At 61.4% G+C, this 24619-nt stretch carries 18 protein-coding genes; 5 read left to right on the top strand and 13 right to left on the bottom strand.

Translation table 11 applies throughout. The annotated features are described in order from the left end of the window. Positions 1–41: 41 nt before the first annotated feature. Both ACFQUV_RS04565 and ACFQUV_RS04560 read right to left on the bottom strand, forming a co-directional pair. A complete protein-coding gene (locus tag ACFQUV_RS04565) occupies positions 42–2360 on the bottom strand; it encodes a Gfo/Idh/MocA family oxidoreductase (protein WP_129608847.1) in 2319 nt (772 codons plus the stop codon). Further along, a complete protein-coding gene (locus tag ACFQUV_RS04560) occupies positions 2357–3388 on the bottom strand; it encodes a glycosyltransferase family 2 protein (RefSeq protein WP_244601556.1) in 1032 nt (343 codons plus the stop codon). The genes ACFQUV_RS04565 and ACFQUV_RS04560 overlap by 4 nt, the downstream gene beginning before the upstream one ends. A 90-nt stretch (positions 3389–3478) precedes the next feature. Between ACFQUV_RS04560 and ACFQUV_RS04555 the strand changes: the two genes are divergently transcribed. Both ACFQUV_RS04555 and ACFQUV_RS04550 read left to right on the top strand, forming a co-directional pair. Further along, on the top strand, positions 3479–6043 hold the full coding sequence (locus tag ACFQUV_RS04555; RefSeq protein WP_129608848.1) for a glycoside hydrolase family 9 protein: 2565 nt from the start codon (positions 3479–3481) through the stop codon (positions 6041–6043). Positions 6044–6236: 193 nt separating this feature from the next. Continuing rightward, positions 6237–6812, top strand: coding sequence for a hypothetical protein (locus tag ACFQUV_RS04550; protein ID WP_129608849.1), 576 nt, complete (start codon positions 6237–6239; stop codon positions 6810–6812). Positions 6813–7794: 982 nt separating this feature from the next. Here ACFQUV_RS04550 and ACFQUV_RS04545 read toward each other — a convergent pair. After that, positions 7795–8532: a bifunctional 2-polyprenyl-6-hydroxyphenol methylase/3-demethylubiquinol 3-O-methyltransferase UbiG gene (locus ACFQUV_RS04545; RefSeq protein ID WP_129608850.1), complete on the bottom strand. Its 738-nt coding sequence runs from the start codon at positions 8530–8532 to the stop codon at positions 7795–7797. A gap of 43 nt (positions 8533–8575) precedes the next feature. Beyond that, a complete protein-coding gene (locus ACFQUV_RS04540; RefSeq protein ID WP_129608851.1) occupies positions 8576–9922 on the bottom strand; it encodes an O-antigen ligase in 1347 nt (448 codons plus the stop codon). 313 nt (positions 9923–10235) lie between these two features. On the opposite strand from ACFQUV_RS04540, the gene ACFQUV_RS04535 reads away from it, so the two are divergent. Continuing rightward, the gene (locus tag ACFQUV_RS04535) at positions 10236–11576 is read left to right on the top strand and encodes an oligosaccharide flippase family protein (RefSeq protein ID WP_129608852.1); all 1341 of its coding nucleotides are present in this window, start codon (positions 10236–10238) and stop codon (positions 11574–11576) included. 81 nt (positions 11577–11657) lie between these two features. Here the strand turns inward: ACFQUV_RS04535 and ACFQUV_RS04530 are convergent, their stop codons facing one another. From ACFQUV_RS04530 to ACFQUV_RS04500, 7 genes are all read right to left on the bottom strand, one after another. Next, positions 11658–12842 (bottom strand): WecB/TagA/CpsF family glycosyltransferase, encoded by a 1185-nt coding sequence (locus tag ACFQUV_RS04530; RefSeq protein ID WP_165363860.1) that lies wholly within the window; start codon positions 12840–12842, stop codon positions 11658–11660. A gap of 564 nt (positions 12843–13406) precedes the next feature. Beyond that, a complete protein-coding gene (locus ACFQUV_RS04525) occupies positions 13407–13865 on the bottom strand; it encodes a hypothetical protein (protein WP_129608854.1) in 459 nt (152 codons plus the stop codon). Continuing rightward, positions 13853–14617 (bottom strand): hypothetical protein, encoded by a 765-nt coding sequence (locus tag ACFQUV_RS04520; protein WP_129608855.1) that lies wholly within the window; start codon positions 14615–14617, stop codon positions 13853–13855. Before ACFQUV_RS04520 ends, ACFQUV_RS04525 begins: the two co-directional genes overlap by 13 nt. A gap of 5 nt (positions 14618–14622) precedes the next feature. Beyond that, the gene (locus tag ACFQUV_RS04515; RefSeq protein ID WP_129608856.1) at positions 14623–16926 is read right to left on the bottom strand and encodes a polysaccharide biosynthesis tyrosine autokinase; all 2304 of its coding nucleotides are present in this window, start codon (positions 16924–16926) and stop codon (positions 14623–14625) included. 102 nt (positions 16927–17028) lie between these two features. Then, entirely contained in the window at positions 17029–17757 is a 729-nt protein-coding gene (locus tag ACFQUV_RS04510; protein ID WP_378394249.1) for a hypothetical protein, read from the bottom strand. Positions 17758–17804: 47 nt separating this feature from the next. Further along, positions 17805–19289 carry an O-antigen ligase gene (locus tag ACFQUV_RS04505; protein WP_129610482.1) on the bottom strand — a complete coding sequence of 495 codons (1485 nt, stop codon included), beginning with the start codon at positions 19287–19289 and terminating at the stop codon, positions 17805–17807. A 70-nt stretch (positions 19290–19359) separates the two neighbouring features. After that, positions 19360–20508 (bottom strand): polysaccharide biosynthesis/export family protein, encoded by a 1149-nt coding sequence (locus ACFQUV_RS04500; RefSeq protein ID WP_244601666.1) that lies wholly within the window; start codon positions 20506–20508, stop codon positions 19360–19362. 1040 nt (positions 20509–21548) lie between these two features. Between ACFQUV_RS04500 and ACFQUV_RS04495 the strand changes: the two genes are divergently transcribed. After that, positions 21549–21953, top strand: a complete 405-nt coding sequence (locus ACFQUV_RS04495) for a hypothetical protein (RefSeq protein WP_129610485.1) — start codon at positions 21549–21551, stop codon at positions 21951–21953. A gap of 37 nt (positions 21954–21990) precedes the next feature. On the opposite strand, the gene ACFQUV_RS04490 is transcribed toward ACFQUV_RS04495, so the two are convergent. After that, the gene (locus ACFQUV_RS04490; RefSeq protein ID WP_129610487.1) at positions 21991–22329 is read right to left on the bottom strand and encodes a hypothetical protein; all 339 of its coding nucleotides are present in this window, start codon (positions 22327–22329) and stop codon (positions 21991–21993) included. A gap of 441 nt (positions 22330–22770) precedes the next feature. On the opposite strand from ACFQUV_RS04490, the gene ACFQUV_RS04485 reads away from it, so the two are divergent. Next, entirely contained in the window at positions 22771–24237 is a 1467-nt protein-coding gene (locus ACFQUV_RS04485; protein ID WP_280176761.1) for an undecaprenyl-phosphate glucose phosphotransferase, read from the top strand. Between the two features lie 172 nt (positions 24238–24409). Here ACFQUV_RS04485 and ACFQUV_RS04480 read toward each other — a convergent pair whose 3' ends face one another. Then, positions 24410–24613 carry a hypothetical protein gene (locus tag ACFQUV_RS04480; protein WP_165364066.1) on the bottom strand — a complete coding sequence of 68 codons (204 nt, stop codon included), beginning with the start codon at positions 24611–24613 and terminating at the stop codon, positions 24410–24412. Positions 24614–24619: the final 6 nt, after the last annotated feature.

Genomic DNA, 24619 nt, shown 5'->3' with positions numbered 1-24619 from the left:
CCGCATGATTGATTCGATGACCCGCACTTACATCGAAATGTTCAGATCGTCGCCGCCCACCCCTCCACAGCGTCGCCGATTCCTTCCTTGATCAGCCGGCTCCGATCGGCCGCAGGCGTCCAGCCTAGCTCTGTTCGGGCGCGCGAACAGTCGAACGTGGCACTTTGCGTGCGCGATTCCCAATCGCGATAGCTCGGAATGCGGATGCGATCTGGATGGCCGACCCCGAGCTTGATGGTCCACTTCGCTAGATCGGAGAGAAAATACTGCCAGATCGGGCGGTGGATCACATCCAACCGAATGCCCGCAAGTCTTTCAATCTGCTGCAAGTAGTCGCGCGCCGTGAGCAGCGGACGGTCGACGAGGTTAAAGGAACGCCCCTCGATTCCAGGCACCTGAATGCCCCGTATGAGTCCCGCCGCAACGTCGGCCACAAGAACGAAAGGCAGCATGATGGTCCCCTCGCCCCACACCTCGCAGACGTTTTCGGAGAACCTGCCCACCCCCCAATGGAACGGATTCCCGCCTCGCCCGATCACGATTCCCGGCCGGAAAATCACCAGCGGCAGACCTCTGCTGCGATGCATCTCGACCAGCACGGCTTCGGCGGCGGCCTTCGCGCGCGCATAGTAATTCCGGCGTTCCATGTTACACTCGAACGGCGTTTGCTCGGTGATGATGCCCGCTCTTGAACCAGCGTAGTACGAATCGATCGTTCCCGTGTAGACGAGCCGCTCGACGCCTGCCGCAAGGCAGGCATTGCCGACCAGGCGTGCCGGCTCGACCACGTTCTCGATGGCCATCGGCCAGGTCTTCGTCTCGGCCGTGGCCAGATGAAACACGTGCCGGATGCCGCTCATCGATCTCGCGATGTCGTCGGCGCTGCGGACGTCGGCACGAACGATTTCCAATCCTTCGGCCTCAAGGTGTTCGAGAGCCGAGATCGAGTGGCGTGCCATCGCGCGTACGGAATAGCCGCCCTTCAGGAGTTGTCCGACAAGCTCGCGACCGATGAACCCTCCCGCCCCGATCACGAGGACGGTGGGTGGCTTCGCCGGAGCAATCCTGATCTGCCGCGACACTACGCGTTCGGGCGGCACCTCGCTTCGGCCGGCGCGCGCTACTTTAAGACAGGCGGCGATGACATCGCGCCCAAACGCACCGTCAATCCGAGCGTCGAGTGGCTCACCTGCCCGCAGAGCGCGATAGAACGCGGCGACACTGTCGATGATCGAGAGCTGATAAGGATTGCCGCGCTGCCGCAGCTTCAGCTTGGTGAGGACGTAGTCGCCGAGCGTCGAAACCGCCTGCGACCGGAGCTGCCGTGCCTGGGAGCGGCTGCGTCGGAAGCGGTCGAAATCGATACCGGAAGGCGTGCGCCGGTCGAGCGTGCAAGTGTTGGCGTCGATGTCGGCCGTACTCGCCCCGAAAAGGCCGCGCACGTGAATGGTGCGCTGGTCGAATCCCGGGGCGAGGTTGATGTTGATGTCCACCGCGACGCGACCGACGGTTGCCCTGATCCGCCAGCGAAGGAACGTACGACCTCCCCCCGGCAGATCGATCTTGCGGTCCACCTCGACTGAAACCTCCTCCGGTAGGCCCACGAGATCACCCACGATCGACAGGAGATGCGGTCCGATCTCCAGCACCGTGTTTTCGGGCGACCGCAGCATCCAGGAATCGAATGGGCCGAAACGGATTTGCTTCAGCTCGAAGAAATAGTTGATCCCGATGTAGTCCAGCGGCCCCAACCCGCCCGATTTGATCGCGTCTCTCAGCGTCCGGTAGGCGCCGCAAAACAGGAAGTTGTGGCTCACACCGACATGCAAGCCTCTTACGCGCGCGATCTCCAGCATCTCGTCGGCTTCTTCGACCGATGCGCAGATTGGCTTTTCGAGGAGCACGTTCAGGCCCGATCGTAGCGCGAGCTTCGTCAATGAGAAATGCGAGTCGGGCGGCGTCAGAACATGGATCGCGTCCACACAGGATCGGTCGACGACCGCTTCCAATGAACTGAAGACTGCGGCTGACCCCCACTCGGCCGCGAACGACTGGGCTCGGCGTTCACTGGTGTCGCAAACCGCCACGAGTTCCACGCCCGGGATGGAGCGAAGGGCGAGTGCGTGGAACTCGGCGATATAACCGGTCCCGACGAGCGCCACGCGAACCGGGGGCCGGTCCACACCCGACTGGGTGGCGCGGAACAAACCTGGCGGGGAGTTCGTGGACATTCCTGAAAGCTCTTTATGACTGCGGCGCGACCCGGTCGCCGCGGAGACCAGCCGGCGGTTGGATCGCTCCATATCCAGAGATATCAACGAAGCGTTCGCTGGTGGCTGCTGGCCCGGACGCAACTTCATTTGTACTCGATCAACTGCGGTGCATGCGCCAGCCTGAGATCACGTTGAAACTTCAGCTGGCCGAGGGCTTCCGGAAAACGGCCAATGAGTTCGAACAGCGCCAATGTCGTTCGACGCCGCAGCGAGCCGGAATTCCGCACGACCTGTCGCGTCACCTGCAGGGGATAGATCGAGAACGCCAGCCAGCCGGGAGGTCCGAACACGAGACCGGCAGCAAGGCAGGTCAAAGGAAGATAGAGTCCCCAGATCAAGGCGCGACGCGATTCCCAGACGAAATGCCGCTCCGGACCCGCTCCATGCAGATGCGCACCCTGGGCATACGCATAACCGCATCTCAGCGCGCGCCGCCACCACTGGCCGAAATGCAGCATCGCTGCATCATGCCCCGCCATCTCGGCGTCAAGGCGCCAGATCAGCCACCCGGCCACGCGCAATCGCAGGCACAATTCGTCGTCCTCGGCCGCAATGACTTTGTCCCGATACCCGCCGACTGCCTCAAAAGCGCTTGCCCGGACCATCATGTTGCCGCCGCAAGCCCGCACGGCCCCGACCGGTCCGTTCCACTCCTCCTGGCACATCCAGTTGTAGACCGAGCGTTCCGGAAATAGCTCGCGTAAGTGGCCACACACGACGCCCACCTCAGCATTCGACGATAGAAACATAATGGCGCGACTGGGCCAGTCGGCTATGATCTCACAATCACCGTCGACGAATTGGACGTAAGGAATTCCGTTAGTTACTTCCTGGAGGCGCCGATAGCCTGCATTGCGGGCACGCGCTGCTGTGAAGGGCGCGCTCATGTCCAATTCTACAACGTCCACATCGTTGTTGCGAGCCCATTGGACAGATCCATCGCTGGAACCAGAATCCACGTAGACGATGCGATCGGCCGTCGAAAGCGACGCGAGACATCGCTTGAGGCGCTCGCCTTCGTTGCGCCCGATCACGACGGCAGCATATTTCTTCATATTGTGTGGCCTGATTTCAAAATACGGCTGTTCTGCCGCACTTGCGCCGCTTTCGCCCACGCGCGTCCGCTCCCCGCGGTAATTTGATCGCATCGAAGACAGAATGATATTACAGACGCCTGTACACAAACGTTATAACTCTGGAGATTCTTGACGCAACGATTCGGCATCATTCATATCGAATCATTGCCGATAACGACAAGCGGGAACATGGCGAAAGAGAGCGTCATGCTGTCATTCATTATCATTATAATGATTGTGTGCCTCCACAGCGACGCAGCCATTGCCGCCGAGCGCCCGGTCGTGCACGAGATCACGATGGCGGCGCCGGACATCGTTCGGGTCGAAGTCCGCGAGGCGCCGGTGATCCGCGGACGCATTGTGCCGTTGCCGGCCCCATCGAATGCGCCCAACGGATCTTGGATCGAGGCCGACGGCGGCCTCCGCGGCATCGTGATCGGGCCGCGGCGAGACCATGTTCGCACGGCGGACACCACCAACGCTGCACCGCTGTCCCGCCCCACGGTGGACGACGCGGCGCGCTACGGTCCGCTCGGGCCGCGGCGAGTCTCAGCGGTCTATCGCAAATCGGTCCCCTGGAGTTCCGGCGTGGCGCATGGCGGGACGCCGATCGTCAGCTTCAAGCACTTCGTCCATATTCGGCTCGACGGCCCGCTGCCGCCCGGGCGCCACACGATACGCTGGCCGGCTGATGTGTTGCCGCCCACCGACTTCGATTTCGACCCGAAAGCCACCCGCAGCTCCTCGATCCGCGCCACGCAGCTCGGCCACCGGGCGGACGACCCCGCGAAATCCGCCTATCTGGCGCTGTGGTTGCCGGGCGGGCCGGACGACGGCGCCGTCGATTTCCGCGCCTATGGGCTGGACCGCTTTCAGGTGATCGACGACCGCGGCACGGAGGTCTTCAGCGGGCCGATCGTGCTGCGGGTCGGACCGAGGGACAAGGAGCCCGGCAGCGGCGTGAAGGGCGATATCCTCACCTATACGCGGCCCGACGGAACCACCTACGAGGCGAACCGCGCCGGCACTTACGTGTTCGGCCTCGACTACAGCGCGTGGCGCGGCGCGTCGCCCGGCCGCTATCGTCTACGCGTCCCCGGCCTCGGCGTCTCCGATCCGTTCGAGATCGGCGACGACGTCTGGCATCAGGCCGCGCGGACCTCGATGGCCGGGCTTTATCATCAGCGCAGCGGCACGGCGCTCGACGGGCGCTTCGGCTATCGCCGGCCTGAGGGTTTCACCGAGTCAAGCGGGATCGTCGTGCGTCAGAGCAGGTTGCCGCTCGCCTTCAGCCGGGAGGGCGGCGATCAAGGTTTGGTCGAGTTCTCCGACGCCGTGAAGCCACCGTGGATCACCGACGAGACTGTCCCCGACGCCTGGGGCGGATATCACGACGCCGGCGACTGGGACCGCAGAATCGTTCACCTCCACGCGACTTCTCTTCTGCTCGACGTCTTCGATCAGCTTCCGCCGGCGTCCCGCGCGATGGCATTCGGGCTGCCGCCCAGCAGCGAGGTGCTGAACCATCCCCTCTACCGCGGCAAGGATTTTCCGGATCTGGTCGACGAGGCGATCTGGAATCTCGATTTCTACCGCCGCCTGCAGCGGCCGGACGGCGCGGTGCGAGGAGGCATCGAATCGGCCCGGACGCCGCGCCGACTCGAGCCGAGCTGGCTCGAGTCGCAGACCGTGTTCGCCTATGCACCCGATCCGATTTCGACCTTCACCTATGCGGCCGGCGCCGCCAAGGCGGCTATCGTCCTCGGCGGGCTCGGCGAGGCGGCGCTCGCCGACCTGTTCCGGGACAGCGCGATCCGCGCTTGGAGTTGGGCCGACCGCGCCAGCGCCGAGCCCGCGCACGGCTACGGCGAAATCCGGCAACTGATCCGTCTGGACGACGTGACCTACGACCGCCAACTTGCGCCGATCCTCGACCGCACCCGCGACCTCCGCGCCTGGGCCGCCGCCGCCCTGTTCCGGCTGACCGGCGAGGAGCGCTTCAACGCCGTCGCCCGCGAGGCGCTGAAGGGCCGACCTCGCCTCGGCACCATGGACGCCGCCTGGGACTACGCGCTAGCGCAATGGCCCGATACCGATCCGTCCGTCCAGGACAAGGCCCGCCGCGACATCGTCGCGCTCGCCCGCGACGATATCGCCCGCCCGCAGCAGGGACCGATCTCCTACCGGACCATGAAGCATCGCTACGCCCCGATCGGATGGGGCGAAGGGCTCGCCCCGGCCCATCTGGAAGCCGCCGCCCTGATCCGCGCCCATCGGATTACCGGCGACGACGCGTTCGTGCGCGCGATGCTGGACGGATCGGCGCATATTCTGGGCGCCAACCAGATCGGCATGAGCTTCACGGTCGGACTCGGCCGGCGCTGGCCCGTCGCCCCGCTGCACGAAGACTCGCGCGCAGCCGGGGTAGCCCCGCCGGCCGGCATTACCATCTACGGCTGGGCGTCGCCGGGCCAGGCCGCGGCCCAGTACGGCTGGGTGTTCGGACCGAAATGGGCGGCGCTCTCGGGGGAGGTCCCGACCCGGCGGATCGAACCGCCGCTTGCATCACTCCCGCTTTACGAGGCTCTGATCGAGTATCCCTCCGTGAGCATGTCGGCGGAATACACCGTCCACCAGACGATCGCGACTACAGCAGCGGTGTGGGCTTATCTGCACGGGCGATGGCGGCAATAAATTACCAAAGAACGGTTCTGCAAATACGCTTACTTCGTAAGAGGTTCCCTCATTGTTGTCGCGAGGCAATCCCGAAGAACAGCGGACTGAACGTCTGCACATAGACCGTTGGAAGAAATTGTCGCAAAGCGATACTTCGCAAATTCGTTTCACTACTAGCAAGCTACGCTTATCGTTGCCATGGAGAAGAAAAATGCAGCTAGTCCCGTCTATAAACTATTTCTTCGGACGCCGTGGTTTTGAGCACGGCAATCCAGCAATGAGCCGACGTGAACGGTGGCTACTGCGTCGCTACCTCTTAAAATGTCGTTTTCTTCTTGAGTTCGGCTGCGGCGGCAGCACTCTTTCTGCGATTCGCTTTGGCGTTCCTCGCATTATCTCCGTTGAGTCAGATCCCAAGTGGGTAAAGCGCTTGCAGAAGGATCCGATCATTTCCGTTGCTGTTGCCTCAGGCTGCCTTTCGTTCCGCACGATAGACATTGGGCCGGTCGGCAACTGGGGCATCCCGGTCGACAACTCAAGAAGAGATTATTACCCAAGCTATTTCGATGGCGTTTGGTCGACGTTTAACTGCCTCCCCGACCTGATCCTGATCGACGGGAGATTCCGCGTAGAGTGCGCCCAGGCCGCCATATCGCGCGTCGGACCAAGCACGATACTTTTAATCCACGATTACGTGTCGCGGCCAGAGTACCATGTTGTTGAGCGGTACTTGGAGCCGATCGACAGAGCAAACGATTTGGTCGCCTTCCGCAAAAGGCCGCGATGACTGATAACCGCGCGGATATCTGTAATTTTTATTGCGTAAGCAAAGAAACTGCGCCACAGTTATCGTACAGTAATCCGAACTCTGGCGCACGCTCTTACGGCACGCTTCATTAGTCACCGCTCAAGCGTTCGATTGCAAATGTCCATCAAGTGGCAAGCATTAACAGTATCGAGAAACTCGTCCATGCAACGGCTAATTGAGTATTTTGATCGCGCTTATCTAATAAATCTCCCAGATCGGACAGATCGACTGAGGAGCGCAAAGCGCGAGTTTGCCAAGATCGGTGTTGAATTTCCAAGCGACAGGGTTCGACTCCATTACGGCGAAAGGCCGAGCGAGAGGAGAGGGGTTTATGCAATAGGCGCGAGAGGCTCATTCTGCTCCCACCGATCAGTTCTGCGAGAAGCAGAAAAACAGCGACTAAAAAACGTTCTCGTCTTCGAGGACGATGTTTTCTTTCGCCCTCCTGCCGAGGGCGAGGTCGATCGCATTCTCTCCGCCTTGTCAGAAGTCGAGTGGGACATTGTGTATTTTGGATATTTATCGCCTTCCGACCGCGGCCTTTCAGGCCCTTTGTTTAAAGATCCTCCCCTGACCATCGGAGGTCACTTCTACGCCGTCAACGGGCCATTTATCTCTCGAATGAGAGAATACATGGACCAATGCGAGATGCGGCCCGTGGGCCATCCTGATGGCGGACCGATGGGGCGAGACGGGGCCTATAATCACATCCGCCTCATTTCTCCCGACATTCGTGTGTACTTGGCTGTACCCAACCTTGCTCGTCAGAAGAGTTCCCGCAGCGACATTGCCGACTTGCGTCTCTGGGATCGACTGACGTTTATTCGGCCGGCGGTTAGCTTTGCTCGCATAATAAAAAATAAGCTATTATATTAAACTCTTGACAGAGACGCGCCTTGCCATCTATAAGATTTTCGGGAGCTCGCCGCAAAACGACATCCCATAGAACAGTTACAATTGCCTATATACCATCCGGCTTCTTGACCAGAAGATGGTAGTCCCCTTTTGTAAAGTCTCTTTTTCCAAACCAAAGAAGATTGAGAACGGCCGCCGTCAACCGCAGCGCTCGCCCGATGATTGGCCGTGATGCCACCACCCATGCGTAATGAGGAGACTCGTATTCGCACCAATAAACAGTTTCAAAGCCGAGGTTCCGGCAGAACCGAAGCAGTCGTACCGGAGAAATCAGTGGATGATAGACTGTTCTGAATGGGGGGCGACCGGGCTGCCCCGCAGTCACCCTCCCGAGAATATACTTATAAGCGAGCACATGCACAAAGTGTGGTGTATATTTTGTTATCATTCCAGTGAGCGAATGCGGACCCGGCGCTGCCAAAAACAGCAGTCCTCCCGGGGCAAGCGCGTCAAAGAAAGAGCGTATTGCAGCGTCCGGGGCGGCGAGATGTTCTATGACGTTGTAGCAGACGACGATATCGAACGATGCCGGCTCGACCGGAAAGTTCTGAATGTCACCCAGAACTTTTCGTTTTGCGTACTGATTTCTCGATAACTGATCAGCATCGATATCGACGACCAGCACGTCCGGGCTATTCAGTTCCGCAAGAGGAAGGAACGAGCAAGATCCTCCCCCAGCCTCGTATATTCTTGCTTTCGAATTCCCGACATGACGGATGATGTACTCATGCACGCATCGGAGAGATCGAACCCCTTCTGGAGCGCCATCGTCCTGGACTGCCATAGTCGGATCTACCTCCCCGCTTATAAATGTGTGTGGTCTATGCTTACACCGAGTTCAGTGTTGTCCAACTCGGCTGTCCTTTTTCATTACTAAACAATCGATTGGGGCGCACTTTTTGCGGATGACCGAGCTGTCCCGCAAGGCCAGCAACCATCCCCATGCACATGGCAAAAAGATACTGAACTTGTGCGGTCAGAAAAATCCACTCGTAGAAGGCGTGCAGATACACCGTGCACAATGCGGCGCCTAATCCGAGCGCGATCTCTCCGCGAGGCTGCTCCCGCTCCCGCCAAGCGCAATCGGCAGCCGTCGCCACGGGCCAAAGCAGAAGCAACGAGAACGCGAACAGACCCTGCCAGCCCAGCTCTGCGGCCGTCACTCGATAGACATCGTGAACGTGAGAGGAAATCTCGATCGCGCCGCTCAAGACCCCCGCGCGTTGCGTGTAAGCTTGCGAGATGGAGAAGAAGGAGTAGTTGTTCGCGCCGATGCCTAACGGGTGGTCCGCAACGATCGCGGCGGCGGCCGCGTCGTGAGCAGCGCGATCCAGATTGCTTGACGCGTACTCGGCAACGGTTCGGGTCTGAAGCGATGCGAAAACCGGCAGCGATGCCACGGCGACGATCGCCAAGACTGTCCCCACCTTCGCTTTCCACGACGTCAGGCGGCGGGCCATCGAGACGACGAGAAGCAGCGCGGCGCCGAATGCGGCGAGCCCGAGTGCGGCGCGGGACCCCGACAGTGCCGCGACGATCCATCCCGACACCGGCGCCAGATAGGACGGCCAGCTCCGATCACGCGCGAGCAGCAGCGCAAAGCACGGGATCGTGATGAAATGCGCCACCATCCCGAGCGTGTTTTGATGCCCAAACGTGCCGCTCGGCTGGCCGATGCCGAGCCCGAATTTTTGCCAGACGACAACGATCGCCTGGATGCAGATGCCCGCCGCCATGCCGGCCAGCAACGCGCGGACATTCCGCTCGTCGGCACACGCCCTGGCGACCACCAGGTAGACAAAGAACATCCGCAAAAGCTGCCAGGCATAGAACAGCGCCGCCTCGGGAACCTGCGCCTGAAACGCCGAGAGCAGGACCGCGGCGAGATACAAGGCCATCGGCAGCCGGAACGGTAGCCGACGGGTCGTGCGCGGCAGCGTCAACCAGGCCGCAATCGCGAAGAGATCCAGGGCCGAGATCTCGAGCCCCTTCACATAGCCCGGCCACAAATTCCACGAGATCAATGCGATGTCGAAGAACGGCACGGCGGACTGGGCGAACGGTAGCAGCCCCATGACGACCCATACGGCCGGCACGTACCGCGGATGACGGTGAATGAAGTCCGCGAATGGAACGAGACAGATCAGGGCGCAGACGAGAACGGTCCATTTCATGACGTACTTTTCGCTGGTCGCGCCGTGTCTCCGACCTTCGTTGGAGTACGGGGCGCGCGCCGTGTCGCCGATGGCCGCATTTGCACAGCACCCCTCGATTCACCCTCAAGGCCTGCCTTCGATATATTCGATATAGCTGTCGACATGGATATGAGCATTTTTAAACGATTAAGTTGGCAGGCGACGCAGTTTGTCAAACGAGCGTCAACTCACGGATGGACCAACTCACCCCTCCATCTGATACTGACTAGCTCGGCAAGCCGCCCTATGACCGAGTTGACGCCGCTCGCCAACCAGACGTGACAGGTCGAACGTGGATTTCATCAAACTGATTGTTCGCGCCGGCAGTTGGACCATCGCCGCCTTCGGAATGCGGCAAGCACTCCGGCTCGGCACCAACATCGTTCTCACCCGTCTGCTCGCGCCGGAATTGTTCGGCATCATGGTCGTTGTGAACACCTTCCGGACTGGCGTCACGCTGATTTCAGATGTCGGAATTGGACAAAGCCTCGTCGTCAACAAGAACGCCGACACACCGGAGTTCTACGACACGGCGTGGACGATCAATCTGATCCGGTGTGTGCTTCTCTGGCTCGTCTGCGTGGCGATCGCGCAGCCACTCGCAAGTTATTACCGAATTGATGCGTTATCGTTGATCTTTCCAATCGGCGGGCTGACCTTCGTGCTCGTCGGCCTTACATCTCTTGCACCGACGTTGGCGCAACGGCGCATGTTGTACAAGCGATTGAACGTCTTTAACCTTGTAATGGATCTCGTCGGCTATGCTGGAACAATCTTGCTCGCCCTCCTTTCACCAACGATTTGGGCTCTTGCTTTGGGACTGGTGCTCGCATCCGGCACTCGAATGATCGCGAGCTATTGGCTGCTTCCGAGCGTGCGCCACCACCTACGCCTTTCGATTCGCTACCTTCGCCAGATCATCTCGTTCGGAAAATGGATCTTTTTCTCTTCGATTGTGTCTTTTCTGGCAATGAATTTCGATCGCTTATATTTGGCTAAAGCCTTTCCACTCAGCCTGCTCGGAGTTTACGGAGTATCCCGGTCGCTGGCCGAGCCTGTCGGCCAATTGGTCGGGCAGTTGATCCACGTCATCGTGTTCCCGCTAGTCGCATCATCCCGCGCGTCGCCCTCGAGCCTGCGATCGACCCTCGCCCCGATCCGTCTGATGCTGCTGCTCGCCGTCGCCGCCGGCCTATCGCTGATCGCCGCCGGCGCCGACATCATCGTGGGCGTCCTATTCGACTCCCGCTACAACGACGCGGCCTGGATGCTCCCGATCCTGCTCGTCGCCGCCTGGTTCGCGATCCTCTGCGATCTCAACGACGCCACCTTGATGGGACTGGGTAGGCCGTCCTACGGCGCGGTCGCCAACTGCCTCAAGTTCGGCTCCCTGCTGATCGGCCTGCCGCTCGGCTTCGCGGCCTATGGGCCAGCGGGCGCGATTGCTGCCGTAGCCGCCGGCGACGCTATTCGCTACATCCCGATCCTGGTCGGCCAGCTCCGCGCCGGCTTCACGTTCGGCACCCAGGATCTCGCAGCGACCATCGCCTTCTTCGGGTTGGTCGCGTTCTGGGAGTGGCTCCGCTGGCTCCTCGGGTATGGCCTGTCTGTCGGGGCGATACCGACGACTTGACGGTTGCCCATGCGGCTCGGGGCGGGCGCCGACAGGCGATGCCCAATCCGGCGGAGCCAGAAGTCCTCGTCTTCCCTGCAATCAACCGGAAGAGATCGCGCCCTGACCAATCTTGTCTTCGATCACCGACGTTCGACCCGTTATCGGTTGAGCAATGAGGTAGTCGAACCCGTTGAGCCGGAAGAGCCTCGCGATCTTCGGAGGACATCGGAGAAACCGAACGTCGCGACCGCGCTCCCTGAGTTCCTTCCTGAGCATGAGAAGGAGCCCGAAGAATCGCGCATCAATGAAGCGAACGCCCTTCAGATCGATGACGACGGGTTTCTCGAAAGCCAAAGCACGCTGGAAATAGCCGGTGGCCTGATTGACATGGCGGGCACACGCATCGCCGTGCAACGTCACCGCCAGGATCTCGTTCTGCTGGTGGAGTGCAACCTGAAGGTTCTGTCGCCTCCACATCAGCCGATGCCGCCAGTGCGCGACCATGGTTGGAACGATGTGGGTCGAAACAAGAACGATCAGCGACAGTCCGTCATCGAAATACCGCTTCCACAGCTGAGGCTCTTCCTTGATTCTCCAGAGCCACTCCAGCCCGCATCTTCTGAATACCGCAGGTGCTCTTTTAACCGTCCCAGCCTGAAAATTGATGACCGCGCCCAGATGCGATCGAACGGGGACGCGCACCTTATGATGATTGCGCCGGAGCCAAAGCTGCCCCTTCTTCGCGCCCAGCGCCAGCACCAGGAAATCCGCACCGGATGTATTGATCGCCTCGATATAGGATTCGGTGCTCATCTCCTCGACCGAGCAGAACGGTGGACTGGACGAGCCAGCGCACACGATTCCGCCCTTAGAAGCATTGAGCTTCTGGCCCGCCAACGCCGCCACATCCTCCGCCCCACCGAACAAATACACTTTCATGGGCGGGTCTCGCCGTCGCGCGTCCTTGATCGTCTCGAATAAATCGGACCCGGCAATTCGTTTGCGGATTGGAAGACCAAGCAGGCGGGCAACCCACAGAACCGAGACTCCATCGGGCGGGCATAAGTCGCTCATCAGGAGCGATTCGCGAAATTCGGGGTCGACCCAGGCCGTGGTCAGAAAATTGAGATTAGGCGTGGAAATGAGAAAAGGGCGGCCATGCTGTATTGCCGATTCGAATGAGCTTAGAATTGTTGTGACACCGACACAATCGATCGGAATCCCTAAGACACCATATACTTCGCGGGACAGGCTTTTTCCTTGAACGGAGAAATGGACAGGCAAGATGCCATCAGAACCGCCCCCAACAGTTGATGAACATCCAACAGTCGGGACGATTACGTCGTCCCCACGTCTATGATTGACTGTTGAATTATGAGGGCTGGAAAAGTTCATTTTAACACCTAACGATTTCTTTAACTGAAATACCTCAAGTTCCTGCGCTCACGGGGATATACAATTTCTATAAACCCGGATTAGCGGAATGGCGGCACTTATGCGCTGAACCCTCGCGGCAGCGATAAGCCGCCCGAATACCTGTTCGAGAGTCGAAAAGGGGCCGAAACATCTGCAAGGACATTCGGCGACGCCGCTGATGTGGCATCGTGCGGGAGCGCCGGCCCCGTCACGAATTTCGCCGGCCTCGTCCCCCTGCCCCATACCATTGCGAGTACGGTGTCGTTCGACGCATCTCGGCCACGCTACCGCACTCCGGGTGAAACGATCCGGAGTCAGCACGACACAACACCATCGGTAGCATCGACAATTATGCCACTCGGCATATGCGCTCACCACCGACGATCAGCAGCGGTCGCCGTTATGATACAGCGGCGTTGATGGGAGGAACCGTCATCGGACCTCTATCCAACTGTAACGAAATGTTTTCAGGCCCGGATAAACCCCGAGCACCAGGTCCTTGCGTTTGAGCCCAGGCAGGTCGACGTCCGTGCAACGGTCGCTGCCGAAATAGCAAAAACGCAGTTTTATTGGCTTCAGACAGCGATTAAGGACACTGACGATGTGCTCGAACACATTTGGATTGCTGACCCGAGCCTTAGAGGCCGCTTCGACATCGGCGCAAAGCTTGCCGAAGGCATCCCTGCTGGCCGGCACCCTGCCGGCATAACTGCCGGACTGCATCGTCAGGCGGCTGTTCGATGCGGGCTCGGCCGAAGCACCGATCAGTGGACTCGACATTCCGATCCAGAGCGTGATCAAGGCTACGGTACCCTTCGACGCGACGGTGTACCTGCTCGACAATGACACCCCTCTCGGCTCCCCGATCGCCCGCATGGTCAGCGACTCCATGGGCGCGTATCCGGGCGCGCGATCCCAGGTACATCGACGTCATAGCCGAGCTGATACACGGCTCTTGCAAAGTTCCTACGGCTGACCTCGCTCGCCCCGGCGAGCGCCGGTAGCAAGGCGCCGCGAGCGGCCCAGCCAGCTGTCACGAAGACTTCGGCCGTCGGTCCGAGATGCGAATTGACGAGACCGACGAACTCGTCGACGACGAGCCCGCGCAGAGGCGCGTCCATCCGCGAAAAGGCCGCGAGCGCGAGCGGACTGCGGCGAACCGCCAGCCATCCCTCCCGCGGCGCGACTCGATAGGAGGCGGCGAGCAGCGCGAGGCTTTCGCCATCGAAGCCGTCGCGAAGGTTCCGGTGCCAGAATCGTGCGAGCCACAGGAAGCCGTCGCACGGTGCGAGCGCGGTCGCGCGGTCGAGCATCGGCCCGAGGGCGCCGAGTCTGTCTTCGATCTCGGTCCGGCGACCGTCCCGAACAGCCTCCTCGGTCTGCCGCACGGCGACGATGACGGCATTGCGCAGAGCACGCGCGCGCGGCGGTGTTCCGTGTCTCGCCACCTCGAGATCCGACGCCAAGCGATTCAGATCATCCGTCTTGAAGGGATCGCCGACGACGATCCTGTCGGCCGCCGGGTCAAGTCCCGTCGCAGTCGGCGCAGCGAGCACGACCCCCGCCCACGTGATCGCGGCAAGCCCGATCACCACCAGGGAGGAGCGGATGATCGGACCTGAGGGCTCGGGGTGGGACACCATGTCGGCTACTCGTAATGCTCGGCGTAGCCGTAGCGGGCATAGTGCTTTTGATAATAGTATTTGCCCTGATGATATTCGTAGCGACTGAGAGCCGAGACATCGGCCTTGTTGAGGATTACGCCGAGCAGGCGATCGTATATCGCCCGTGCGCCCGACAGATGGTGCTCGACGATGTCGATCTTGGTCTTCCCCCACTCGACCACATAGAGATAGGAATCGATGATGCCGATCGTCGAGCGAACATCCACCACCGGCGCAATCGGCGGGAGATCGACGATCACGTAATCGTAGCTGTGGCAGGCGACATCGATGACCTTCCGCATCGCCGGCGAGGCGAGGATCTCGTTGGTATGGAGAATCTTCGCAGTCACGCCAGACGGCAGAAAGCCGAGCTTTGTGACCGGGTCGGCGATTACGAGATCGGCGAGAGTCTTGCGTTTGGCCACGACGTCGAGAAGCCCGTGTTCCACGGCAGGTGCGATCGCGCGCGATAACGAGGGGTTCCGGAGATCGGCGTCGATCAGCAACACCCGAGCCCCCGCGTGGGCGATCAGCTGAGCGAAGTTCGACGCAACCGTCGACTTGCCCTCGCCCGGCATGGTCGACGTGACACCGATCACCTTCGTGGTCTTGATCATCGCATTGAGGTCGACGGCCACCTTGACGGCGCGTATCGCTTCGGCAAAGCGCGAGAAGGGTTGCTCGACCACATAGGAGAGTTTCGGTTTTGGTTCGGCTTTCGTCGCGGCATCGGCTTTGGTGCCAGGACCAGAGCCGCCGAACGAGAATTGCGCGGGCAGGAGCGCCGGTTTCGCCTTCTTGGCGTTTCCGTCCTGGACCAGAGGAACGACGGCGAGGCAGTTCACTTGCAGAACCTGCTCGACCTGGCTGCTGGTTCGGAAGACGTTGTCACCCACCTCGCGCAGATAAGCGGCTCCGCTGCCGAGGATCATGCCGCCGGCCAGCGCGACGGCGAGGACGAGCATCGTCTTGGGATCGCTCTTGCCGAGAGGGCGGGATGCCGGGCTGATCAACCGCGCCTCGGTGATCGGGAACGACTGCTGCTGCACCGACTCCATGTAGCGCTGTAGAAAGTTGTCGTACATGGCCCGGTAGGTCTGGGCGTTGCTCTCGAGCTCGCGGAGCTGGATCTGGGCCTGGTTGGTCAGCTGGTTCTCGGAGACCACGTTTGCCAGGCTGTTCTTGATGCTCTCCTCGCGGGCCCGCGCGATGTCGTAGTCGCTCTGATACGCCTGCTGAATGCGTTGGAGCTCCGAATTTATGCTCCGTCGAATCTGCTCCATTTGATTGCGCAGATTGATCGCCGCCAGGTGATTCCGGCCATACTTCTCCGACCACGTCGCCTCGCGTGCGGCGATATCGACGTACTGGCCGCGAAGCTTGATGATCGTCTCGTTCTTCAGAGCGTCGGCAACCGACTCGTTGGGGATCTCCTCACGCAGGATCTCGTTGATCCGGTCGAGCCTCGCCTTGGCCTCGGCCACCGATGCGCGCGACATGATGAGCTGGCTGTTGACCTCGGCGAGTTGCTGTTCGCCGATCAGCCGGCCGCCCGTGTCGACGATGTTGTTCTTTTCCTTGTAGTCGATGACGGCTTTCTCGGCCGCCGAGGCCTGGGTTCTCAGCTCGCGGATTCGCTCCTGCAGCCAGACGCTCGCGCGACGGGTCGCCTGGTACTTGGCCTCGAGCTGATCGACGATATAGGCGTCCACGATGGCGTTGGCGATCGCAGCGGCCTTGTCGGGACTGAGCGACCGGAACTTGACCTCCATCACATAGGTCAAACCGACCCGCTTGACCGAGCGTTCCCTCTCGAAGCGGCCCAGCGCCCGGCGCATGAGATCGAATTCCGACGGCGGCGCGGCTGCGGACTGGAACATCTCCGTGATTGCACCCAGCACCGTCCCGATCAGCCCCCCGCTCGACCCTACGAACTCGGGGTCCTCGATCAGCCGCTGGTCCTTGATGACCGACAGGCTGATGTTCTCGGACTTGAGGATCTCGACCTGGGTCTCGACCGTTCCGGCGTCGACCGTGATGTCGCCGAGCACCGATTGCTGCTGGAACAGCTGAACCTTGCGGGTGTCGATCACCATGGTGGCCGTCGCGGTGTAGCGCGCCGGCGTGGTGAGAAGATAGGTCAGGCCGAGAACCACCACGGCCGCGACGACCGTCAGGATGATCGGGTACTGCCGCCGTGCGCCCTTGATGACCGACAGCGCGAGATCCCGCGGCGACAACTGGTCGGCGCCGACATCGCGCTCGGTATAGTTCTCGACAGGACGCATGATGTTCACTCGGACGCGCGCCTTGGTCGGAGACGACCCCGTTCGCCGGCGATCCGCTGCAGGTCGTCGAAGGGAGCAGTCGATCGGGATGCGGAGGATCGATCAGAAATTGCTGACCTGCGAATTCGGTACCGTCCCTCCGATCGTCACGGACAGACCGCTTGCCCCACCCGCGCGGCCACCCGTGAGGCTCGTCGGCGTATTGTTCGCGGTCGGGCTCGTTCCCAAGGTCGGACCGGCGGTTCCGACACCGATGGTCGTCGTGCCCCCGGTCGGCCCGCCGACCCCGGTGCCGCCGCCGGCACCGCCTCCCCCGCCGCCCGCCGCCGCCCCGATCGGAACGTCCGGATTGACGAGCGCATAGGCATCCTTGGCGAGATCACTCGCCGACGCCGCTGTCGCCTGCTGAATCTGGGTCGCGAAGGCTTGGTCGCGCGGCAGGCAGATTCTATAGGCTTGTCCGAGTCCCGAGCCGATCCCGCGTTGCTGGTCGCGATTGGCCTGGGCGAGGAGCGCGATCACGGCCGGCAGCGTCGACGGATCGGAGGCGACGAGATCGCGCGCCTGCGAGATCAATCGGGCGCCGCCCTCGGGGTTGCCGGCAAGGAGTTGCGCCGGGTTCGCCATGAAGGCATTGACCGCATCCGGCGGGAGCCCTTGGCCGGCCTCGTAACAAGCCGACTGCGCCTGTGTCGACAGTACGGCAAATATCACTGCGGCGAAGTACCGAAGGCCCGATCTGTCGCTCATCCGGATGCGCTCCATTCGAACAATCGCCGCGACATTAGCATATGTGAAACCATCGCGGAACAGCGGGATCACATCCGCCATGTCGAGACCTGTCCCGCCTTCTACGGTCGATCAAAGTCTTATCGTTGTTATGTTATCGTCGCCCTGTCGCGACCGGGGCGCCCAGATCGGGGCAGGCCGGGGCGGGGCTGTTCGCGAGAGGATTCGGACTTAAGATTAATGCCTGACGGGCTATCCGTGCCGCGCATGGCCTGCCCGAGCCCGATCCCCATGATCCCGAAAGCCACGATGGCGTAGCCGGAGATTTGCAGCGAAAAATCCACTGTCGAATGCAGCAGGCCGAGCAAAGCGACGGAAAAACCGGCCAGGGGAACGATCCTGTCGCGACGGCGACGAAACGACCCGCCAAGCAGCAGCACGAGCCCGCCGACCCACGCGACCCCGACCAGCACGGCGAGCGGAATCCCAACCTCGGCGACGAGCTCGAGCGGCGTGCTGTGTGCGAGCCCCCACACTCCCCACATCGACACGTCCGGGCTGCGATAGGCCGGAAACGCCCATGCGAATGTCCCAAGACCAGTACCGAACCATGGATGATGTGAAATAATCTCAAGTGTCGATTGCCACCCGGCCAGCCGTCCGGAATCGGACAGTCCGTGACTCTCGAAGCGGCTTCCGACCCGGCCACCGAGAAGGTGCAGCACGAGAAGCGCCACAGCGAGGCTTCCGACCATCGCGATGATCAAGGTCTTGCGCCCTGAGAGGCGGCGCCGAAAGAAGATCACGAACGTCACGGTGAGCATGAGCATCGTCAGCGTCGACCCGGCACGCGACACGGTGAGGAAGGTCGCGACCAGGCAGAGAAACAGCATGGCGAACGGAAGCGCCAGCGCACCTCGCACGGCGCGGTCCTCGGAGACCTCACGCAAAAGCGTAGCCCAGACGATCGGGCCTGCCGGAAGGAGCTTTCGAACCTCCTCCAGCAGAAACAGGAACCACAGGATCGACACCGACCCGAAATACGTGGCCGCCGTGTTCCGGTTGATGAAGGTCCCGGTCAGATTGCCGATATAGGCTGTCTTCTCGCGGCCCAGGATGGTGTGCGGGTCGAGGACGAGGCTGTAAATGCCGTAAATCGCGTAGAATGATCCGGCCCACGCGATGACCGTCAGAAGCTTGCGCGCGTCGCTGCGGTCGGTGGCGACCAGCATCCCGAGAGTCAGCACCAGAACGTTGGCCAATGGAGCGCCGAGGGCGAAGAATGGCTCGTTTCGCACGATCGACACCGAAGGCTGGATCGGCGCCTTCAGAAGTTTCGATGCATCCTCCCAAATTGGATTGAACGTCGCCATCCACGGCGTTACCGACAGTTGCTCGTGGAGAACGAAGACGTATCCGGCGACGACGACGGAGAGGCCCGCCAACACTTGGCGATGATGCCGCTGTAGGGCGTGGACCGGCGCGAAAACGAGGCCGATTCCAAGGAGCCCGCACCAGACCGCCACGACCGGCAGGTCACGTGATCCGTACGGCAGCGGTGCCAACGCGACGACACCGGCCAAAATACAGAAGGCGATCCGATCTGCCAGCGGACGCGGCCGGTCTGCGGTCATGTCACCGAGCTCCGGGCCGGAACGAACCCATCGTTCCGGCCGCGTCGTGCAATGAACATCCTGGCAGAGCCTATCGTCCGTGGAGTCGGCTGTTGTAGCGGGCGATATAGATGTCGTTGATCAGGTTCACACCGTTGTCCGCGGTGCCGACTGCTTTGTCGATGAAGTTCAGGAACTTCGTCGTATCGACCTGGATCGCGTTCGCCACATAGATGATGTCGAACGGCCGCATCTCCACTTTAGTGGCATGAAAGTAGCCAGCCGGGTCCTGGAAGCTGACCGTGAAAACGATCGGGATCAAGCCACCGGAGAACTTCGTGCAATCGACGCCGAGCTTCTCGGCGACTTCACGCGGCTCGCGGCGATAGAGGAAAATCGAGCCCGGATCGGCCTGAAGGTCGAACAGGCCACCCGCCTTCGCGACTGCTTGCGCCAAGTTGATCTTCCAGGCGTCGAAGTTAAACTCGCCTTGCTGACCGGTGGCGCCGAACGCCAGGAACTTCATCGGCTCGCGATAGACGTAAATGCGATCGCCCGGCTGCACGAAAATATTGTTCACCGGCATGTAGACGAGGTTCGCGAACGGCACCGTCGCGCGCTTTCCGTCGCGTTCGAGCATGACCCATGATTCCCAGCCCTGCCCGCTGATGCCACCGGCGCGCGTCAACGCATCGGTGATCCGGTCCTGCGCGCCCGTCGCCGGCATGGGATAGCGGGTGGGGGTGCGGACATCGCCGACGACACTGACGAGCGACGTCCGCTGCTCGCCGAGCGACACGACGACTTGCGGCTCGATGGCGCGGTTCTTGATCTTCTCCACAATCTCGTTCTGGACCTGAACATTGGTCCGACCTGCCGCCCGGATGGTTCCCGCATAGGGAACGCTGATGTTGCCGTCGTTGTCGACGGTCTGCGACGGCAAATTGACGAAGTTTCCGGGCCGCACACCCGCTTCGATGGGAATGAACAGGCCGCCGGCCGCGGCTTCGAATATCGTGACGTTGACGACGTCGCCGATCCCGAACTTGATTCCGGTCGGCTGCCGACGGTCCGTAAACACGCCGCCGAGAATGTTGGGCTCGAAGGATTCGAGGACCTGCACGGCTCGGGCGTCGAGCCGCACGAGCGCATAAGGAAGCGTCGGGCTATGCTCGGTCCGGATCTCCAGGCTGGACGGACCTGACATCGGGATGAACCCGCATCCGCCGAGACCGACCATGGCCAGGATGCATCCCGCACCCACTACCAGAGATGATCTCCGCATCGCCCCGCCCCAATAACATCACAGACTCGTTACCTAGCCTCTCAAATCGATAACCCCACCCTCTACCCAGCCACAACAACAACCGTGCGGACATGGAGGCGCCAAGGCATAGAAAGAGGCGCGCCGTTGCGCGCGCGCCACACCTATCCACCGCTCATGTCATAGAAACATATGCGTCGCAAACGGCCATGAGCGACATGTTGGATGACTTGTGACGCTCATGAGAGGACCATTCTGCGGCCCGAGCGAGATCAGCACTTGAATTTGATCCGCATCCCGCCGGCGGTCAGCTTCTTCTATCGATCCTTCTTGAAGGCCAGTTCTTTGTGGTTTCGATAAGCACGGCAGGTATGCCTTGAAGCCGGTTTCTGTTAGCCCGCAAATGCCACGTGAGATGCTGGAATGCTCCTCCTGTCGCTGACGATACAGATCTGTCGGATGATTGCGGCGTCCAAGATCGCTCGGCGAGAGCCCGGACGGTCGTTTCCCTGCCGACTCGTTGCTCCCTTTCCAAATAGCTCGACACCGCGAATGACGCCCGTCTCGCCTGACGGCGAGAACTTCCGTCGACGCTCCGGCAATGGCATATCGCTCAGTGACGCGACGTCACAGGCCAAGCAGGCGATCAGATGCGGGACATGGAACTCCGTCGCACCGTTATGGCCCTTCACGTGACTGCTGCTGCGGTGGTCATGGCCTCGGCACTGACCGTGATCGAATGGGGTCCGTTCGCGGCTTCGGCACATGCGCAGAACATCGGCCGCGACGACTGTCGATCTCTGCCCGATCCGATGGCGCGACTGAAATGCTACGACGATCAGCCATCGCGTTCAGCGCCGCATTCGAACACACCAGAGGCGTCCCGGGCGCCTGGGCCTTCGGCTCCATCAGGGGCCCCTTCAGGCCCCCCGAGACCGAGCCACGCCTCGCACTCCGGCCCTCCCACGCCCCCCAGCGATAAGGGGCGCTCCGAGCCAATCGGAGCTTGGCGGCTCGTGCGGACACCCGATCCGACCGGCGCAAGCGATGCGATCTCGATCATGCGCTCCGCCGAACTGGCCGGCTCCGACCCGGAACTCGTCGGCCTCATGCTCCGCTGTGGCGCAACCGACATCGAGGTGCTCGCGGTCGTGATCCCGCCTTTGCCGCCGCGCGCGACGCCGCTCGTGACCCTCACGGCCGGAACAAGCGTCACCCGGCTCGAAGGCGCCGTGACCCCGCCGGGTTCCGCCATCCGGCTTCCCGAGCCTGCGACAGCATCGGCGCAATCGAAGTGGTTCGGCGCGACGTCGATCGGCCTGGAGATTGTCCATGCGGATCGCACCATCAGGGGAAAGATCGGCCTCGACGGGCTCGGCCCCGCTTTGGCGGCGTTGAGGACTGCGTGCGCGAACCGATAGATCGCGGCCGGGTCGCCGGGTGGCGCAAGGGACGGGGTCAGGGCGGCGGCACACCGGACGACACGATTCTCATGCCCGTCACCTTGAAGCGTGCGATGCCGGCCAGGTGATAGAATTCTGATATCGTCGAATTGATCGGCATCACCTCGACGATGCTGATGATTGGCGAGCCCGGCGACGGTGTGACATGTGTCACATCGACATAGCTGACCGCCGGATAGAGCCTCGGATCGAGGCCGTGATGCGCTTTCTCGCGCTCCAGCCAAATGATGAAGTGCCCCCCGGCCTTCTGATCGACGGCCTCGTAGCGGGTTCGCAGCACCGCCGGGTATGCGGCTTCCGCGTTCCCGGGCAGCGTGGTCGCCCAGGTGATCATGATTGCGACGATTGCAGCGAGCGCTCGCCTGTCTTGCGCCCTTTCCATCCACGGTCGGCCAGCAATGTCAGCCAGATCGCGGCGACCGCAAGCCGCCGACGTGCCGTCCCGCCGCTGACCGGCATGCTCCCCGGATGCGACAGACCTATGATCGTCAGCATGCATTAGCCGACACCAGAGTTCTGGAGTGGCCCAGGACGAGAGCTCGCAAAGACGCTTCCGCGAAAGCTCTCGTCGCCCCGACGGTCCGCTTGGATCCTCGATCCGAACGATCCGATCATGTGATGTCAGTGCCGTCGTCCCAACATGTTGCCTGGATGTCACGAGCCCCCTCCGTCCGGTAACCCTAACGCATCGAGTCCGAGCTTAATTGTTGGTTAATTAGCATCGATCTGTTAGCAGCTACGATACAGGCGTTGATCACATTGCGGATCATGATACGTGTCGAACGCCCTTGAGCCCAGTGTCGATGCGAGTGTCGCGACGGCCGGCGAGGCGCAACGTCCGCGCAGCGGCCTGCCCTACGCGATCATCGAGCCGCTCGTCGCACTGACGGACGCGACCCTGATCGTCGTGTCGAGCCTTGTCGGCGGCGTGTCGTATCATCTGGTCGCGAACGGCCAGGTCGGCGACATGGACGCCTATGTCGGCCTCGGCCTCGTGGCCTGCGTCTCCTACGCGCTTGCCGGGTATCATTTCGACATCTACCGGCTGACCAACCTGCTGCAACGCCATCGCGACTATGTGCGGGTTCTGACCAGTTGGTCACTCGCCGTGCTCGCCTTCGTGGTGGTCCTGTTCTTGTTCAAGATCGGCGCACAGGTCTCGCGCGGTGGGGTCGTCGGTGCTGCCGTGGTCGGGGCCGCGGCGCTCGTGGCGTGGCGACGGCTGGCGAAACGAAGCCTGCGCCTCGCCCTGGTCCGCGGGACAATTCTCGGTCGGCGCGCCCTCGTCGTCGGAACCGCCGATGAACTCGCCCATCTCGGGACCCGCGATCTCCTCGTGACTTTCGGAGCGGAAGAGGTCGACCGCGTCGCCTTGCCGATCTTGGTCAACCGCAAGATCGTGTCGCCGCTTCAGCGGGCCGCCGTCGCACGGGCCATCGAGCGCTCCCGTGGGACTTCCATCGAGGAGGTGCTGCTCGTCCTGCCTTGGACCAACTTGCCGCAGATCGAGTTCGTCACGGAACGGTTCCGGGTATCACCGTTGCCGGTCCGCCTGATCCCCGACCGGGCTGTCCGAACGGTCCTGCGTCGGAAGACGCTTGGAACGCGGCAGTGCCTGCTCGTCGATCTTCAGCGGGGTCCCTTGTCGACGATCGAGCGTGGGATGAAGCGGCTCCTCGACCTCGCCGTGGCATCTCTCGCACTCGTGATTCTCGCGCCGCTGATGCTGCTCGCGGCCGTCGCCATCAAGCTCGACTCGCCCGGGCCCGTGATCTTCCGCCAAAGGCGCAACGGCTTCAACGAGCGCGAGTTTTTGATCTTCAAGTTCCGCAGCATGACGGTGCTGGAGGACGGCGCCGTGGTCACCCAGGCGACCCGACGCGACCCGCGGGTGACCCGGGTGGGACGCTTCCTGCGGCGCACCAGCATCGACGAATTACCGCAGCTGTTCAACGTGCTGCGTGGCGACATGTCGATCGTCGGCCCGCGCCCCCACGCGATCGCCCACGACGACGAGTACAGCAAGATCATCGGACAGTACGCTTACCGGCATCACGTTAAGCCCGGCATCACCGGATGGGCTCAAGTGAACGGCTGTCGCGGCGAGACCCCGCACGTGTCCTTGATGGAAAAGCGCGTGTCTTTGGACATATGGTACATCAATAATTGGAATCTCGGGCTCGACCTTCGCATCCTACTCAAGACTACTTTCGAGCTCCTTCGACATCATAACGCATATTGACTTCACATAGCCGCACGAACCGATCATCCCGAGGGCCCACATCCTGAGAGTGTCGCGGCGTTACCAATGCGCCGCGGCCCGGTCCAGCCCGCGAGACTGGCCCGGGCGGATTCCATTGGGCGATGTGGCAGAGCTCACGATTGGTGAGAAACGCAATCATAATGCATCTGTATCACATGCCGCCGAATATAATTACAGAAGGTTGAGAGCGTTCTGTATAAATCAAGAAAGTTGTAATGATCGCGACGAAGTGGATTTGATTTAGCCGACAAACTAGCTCGAAACTGATCGGACGAGGCTTCTCGATTGCTGGTAAAGTGCCGCGCATTTCTTTTTCATTTGAAGAGTCACCAAAGAAGGTGTAGGCACGATACATCGTTCA

The sequence above is a fragment of the Rhodoplanes sp. P11 genome (assembly GCF_964266735.1).
Classification (GTDB): Bacteria; Pseudomonadota; Alphaproteobacteria; order Rhizobiales; family Xanthobacteraceae; genus Rhodoplanes; species Rhodoplanes serenus.
The sequence above is the reverse complement of the archived record's forward strand: the minus strand, read 5'-3'. Positions and strand labels throughout refer to the sequence as shown.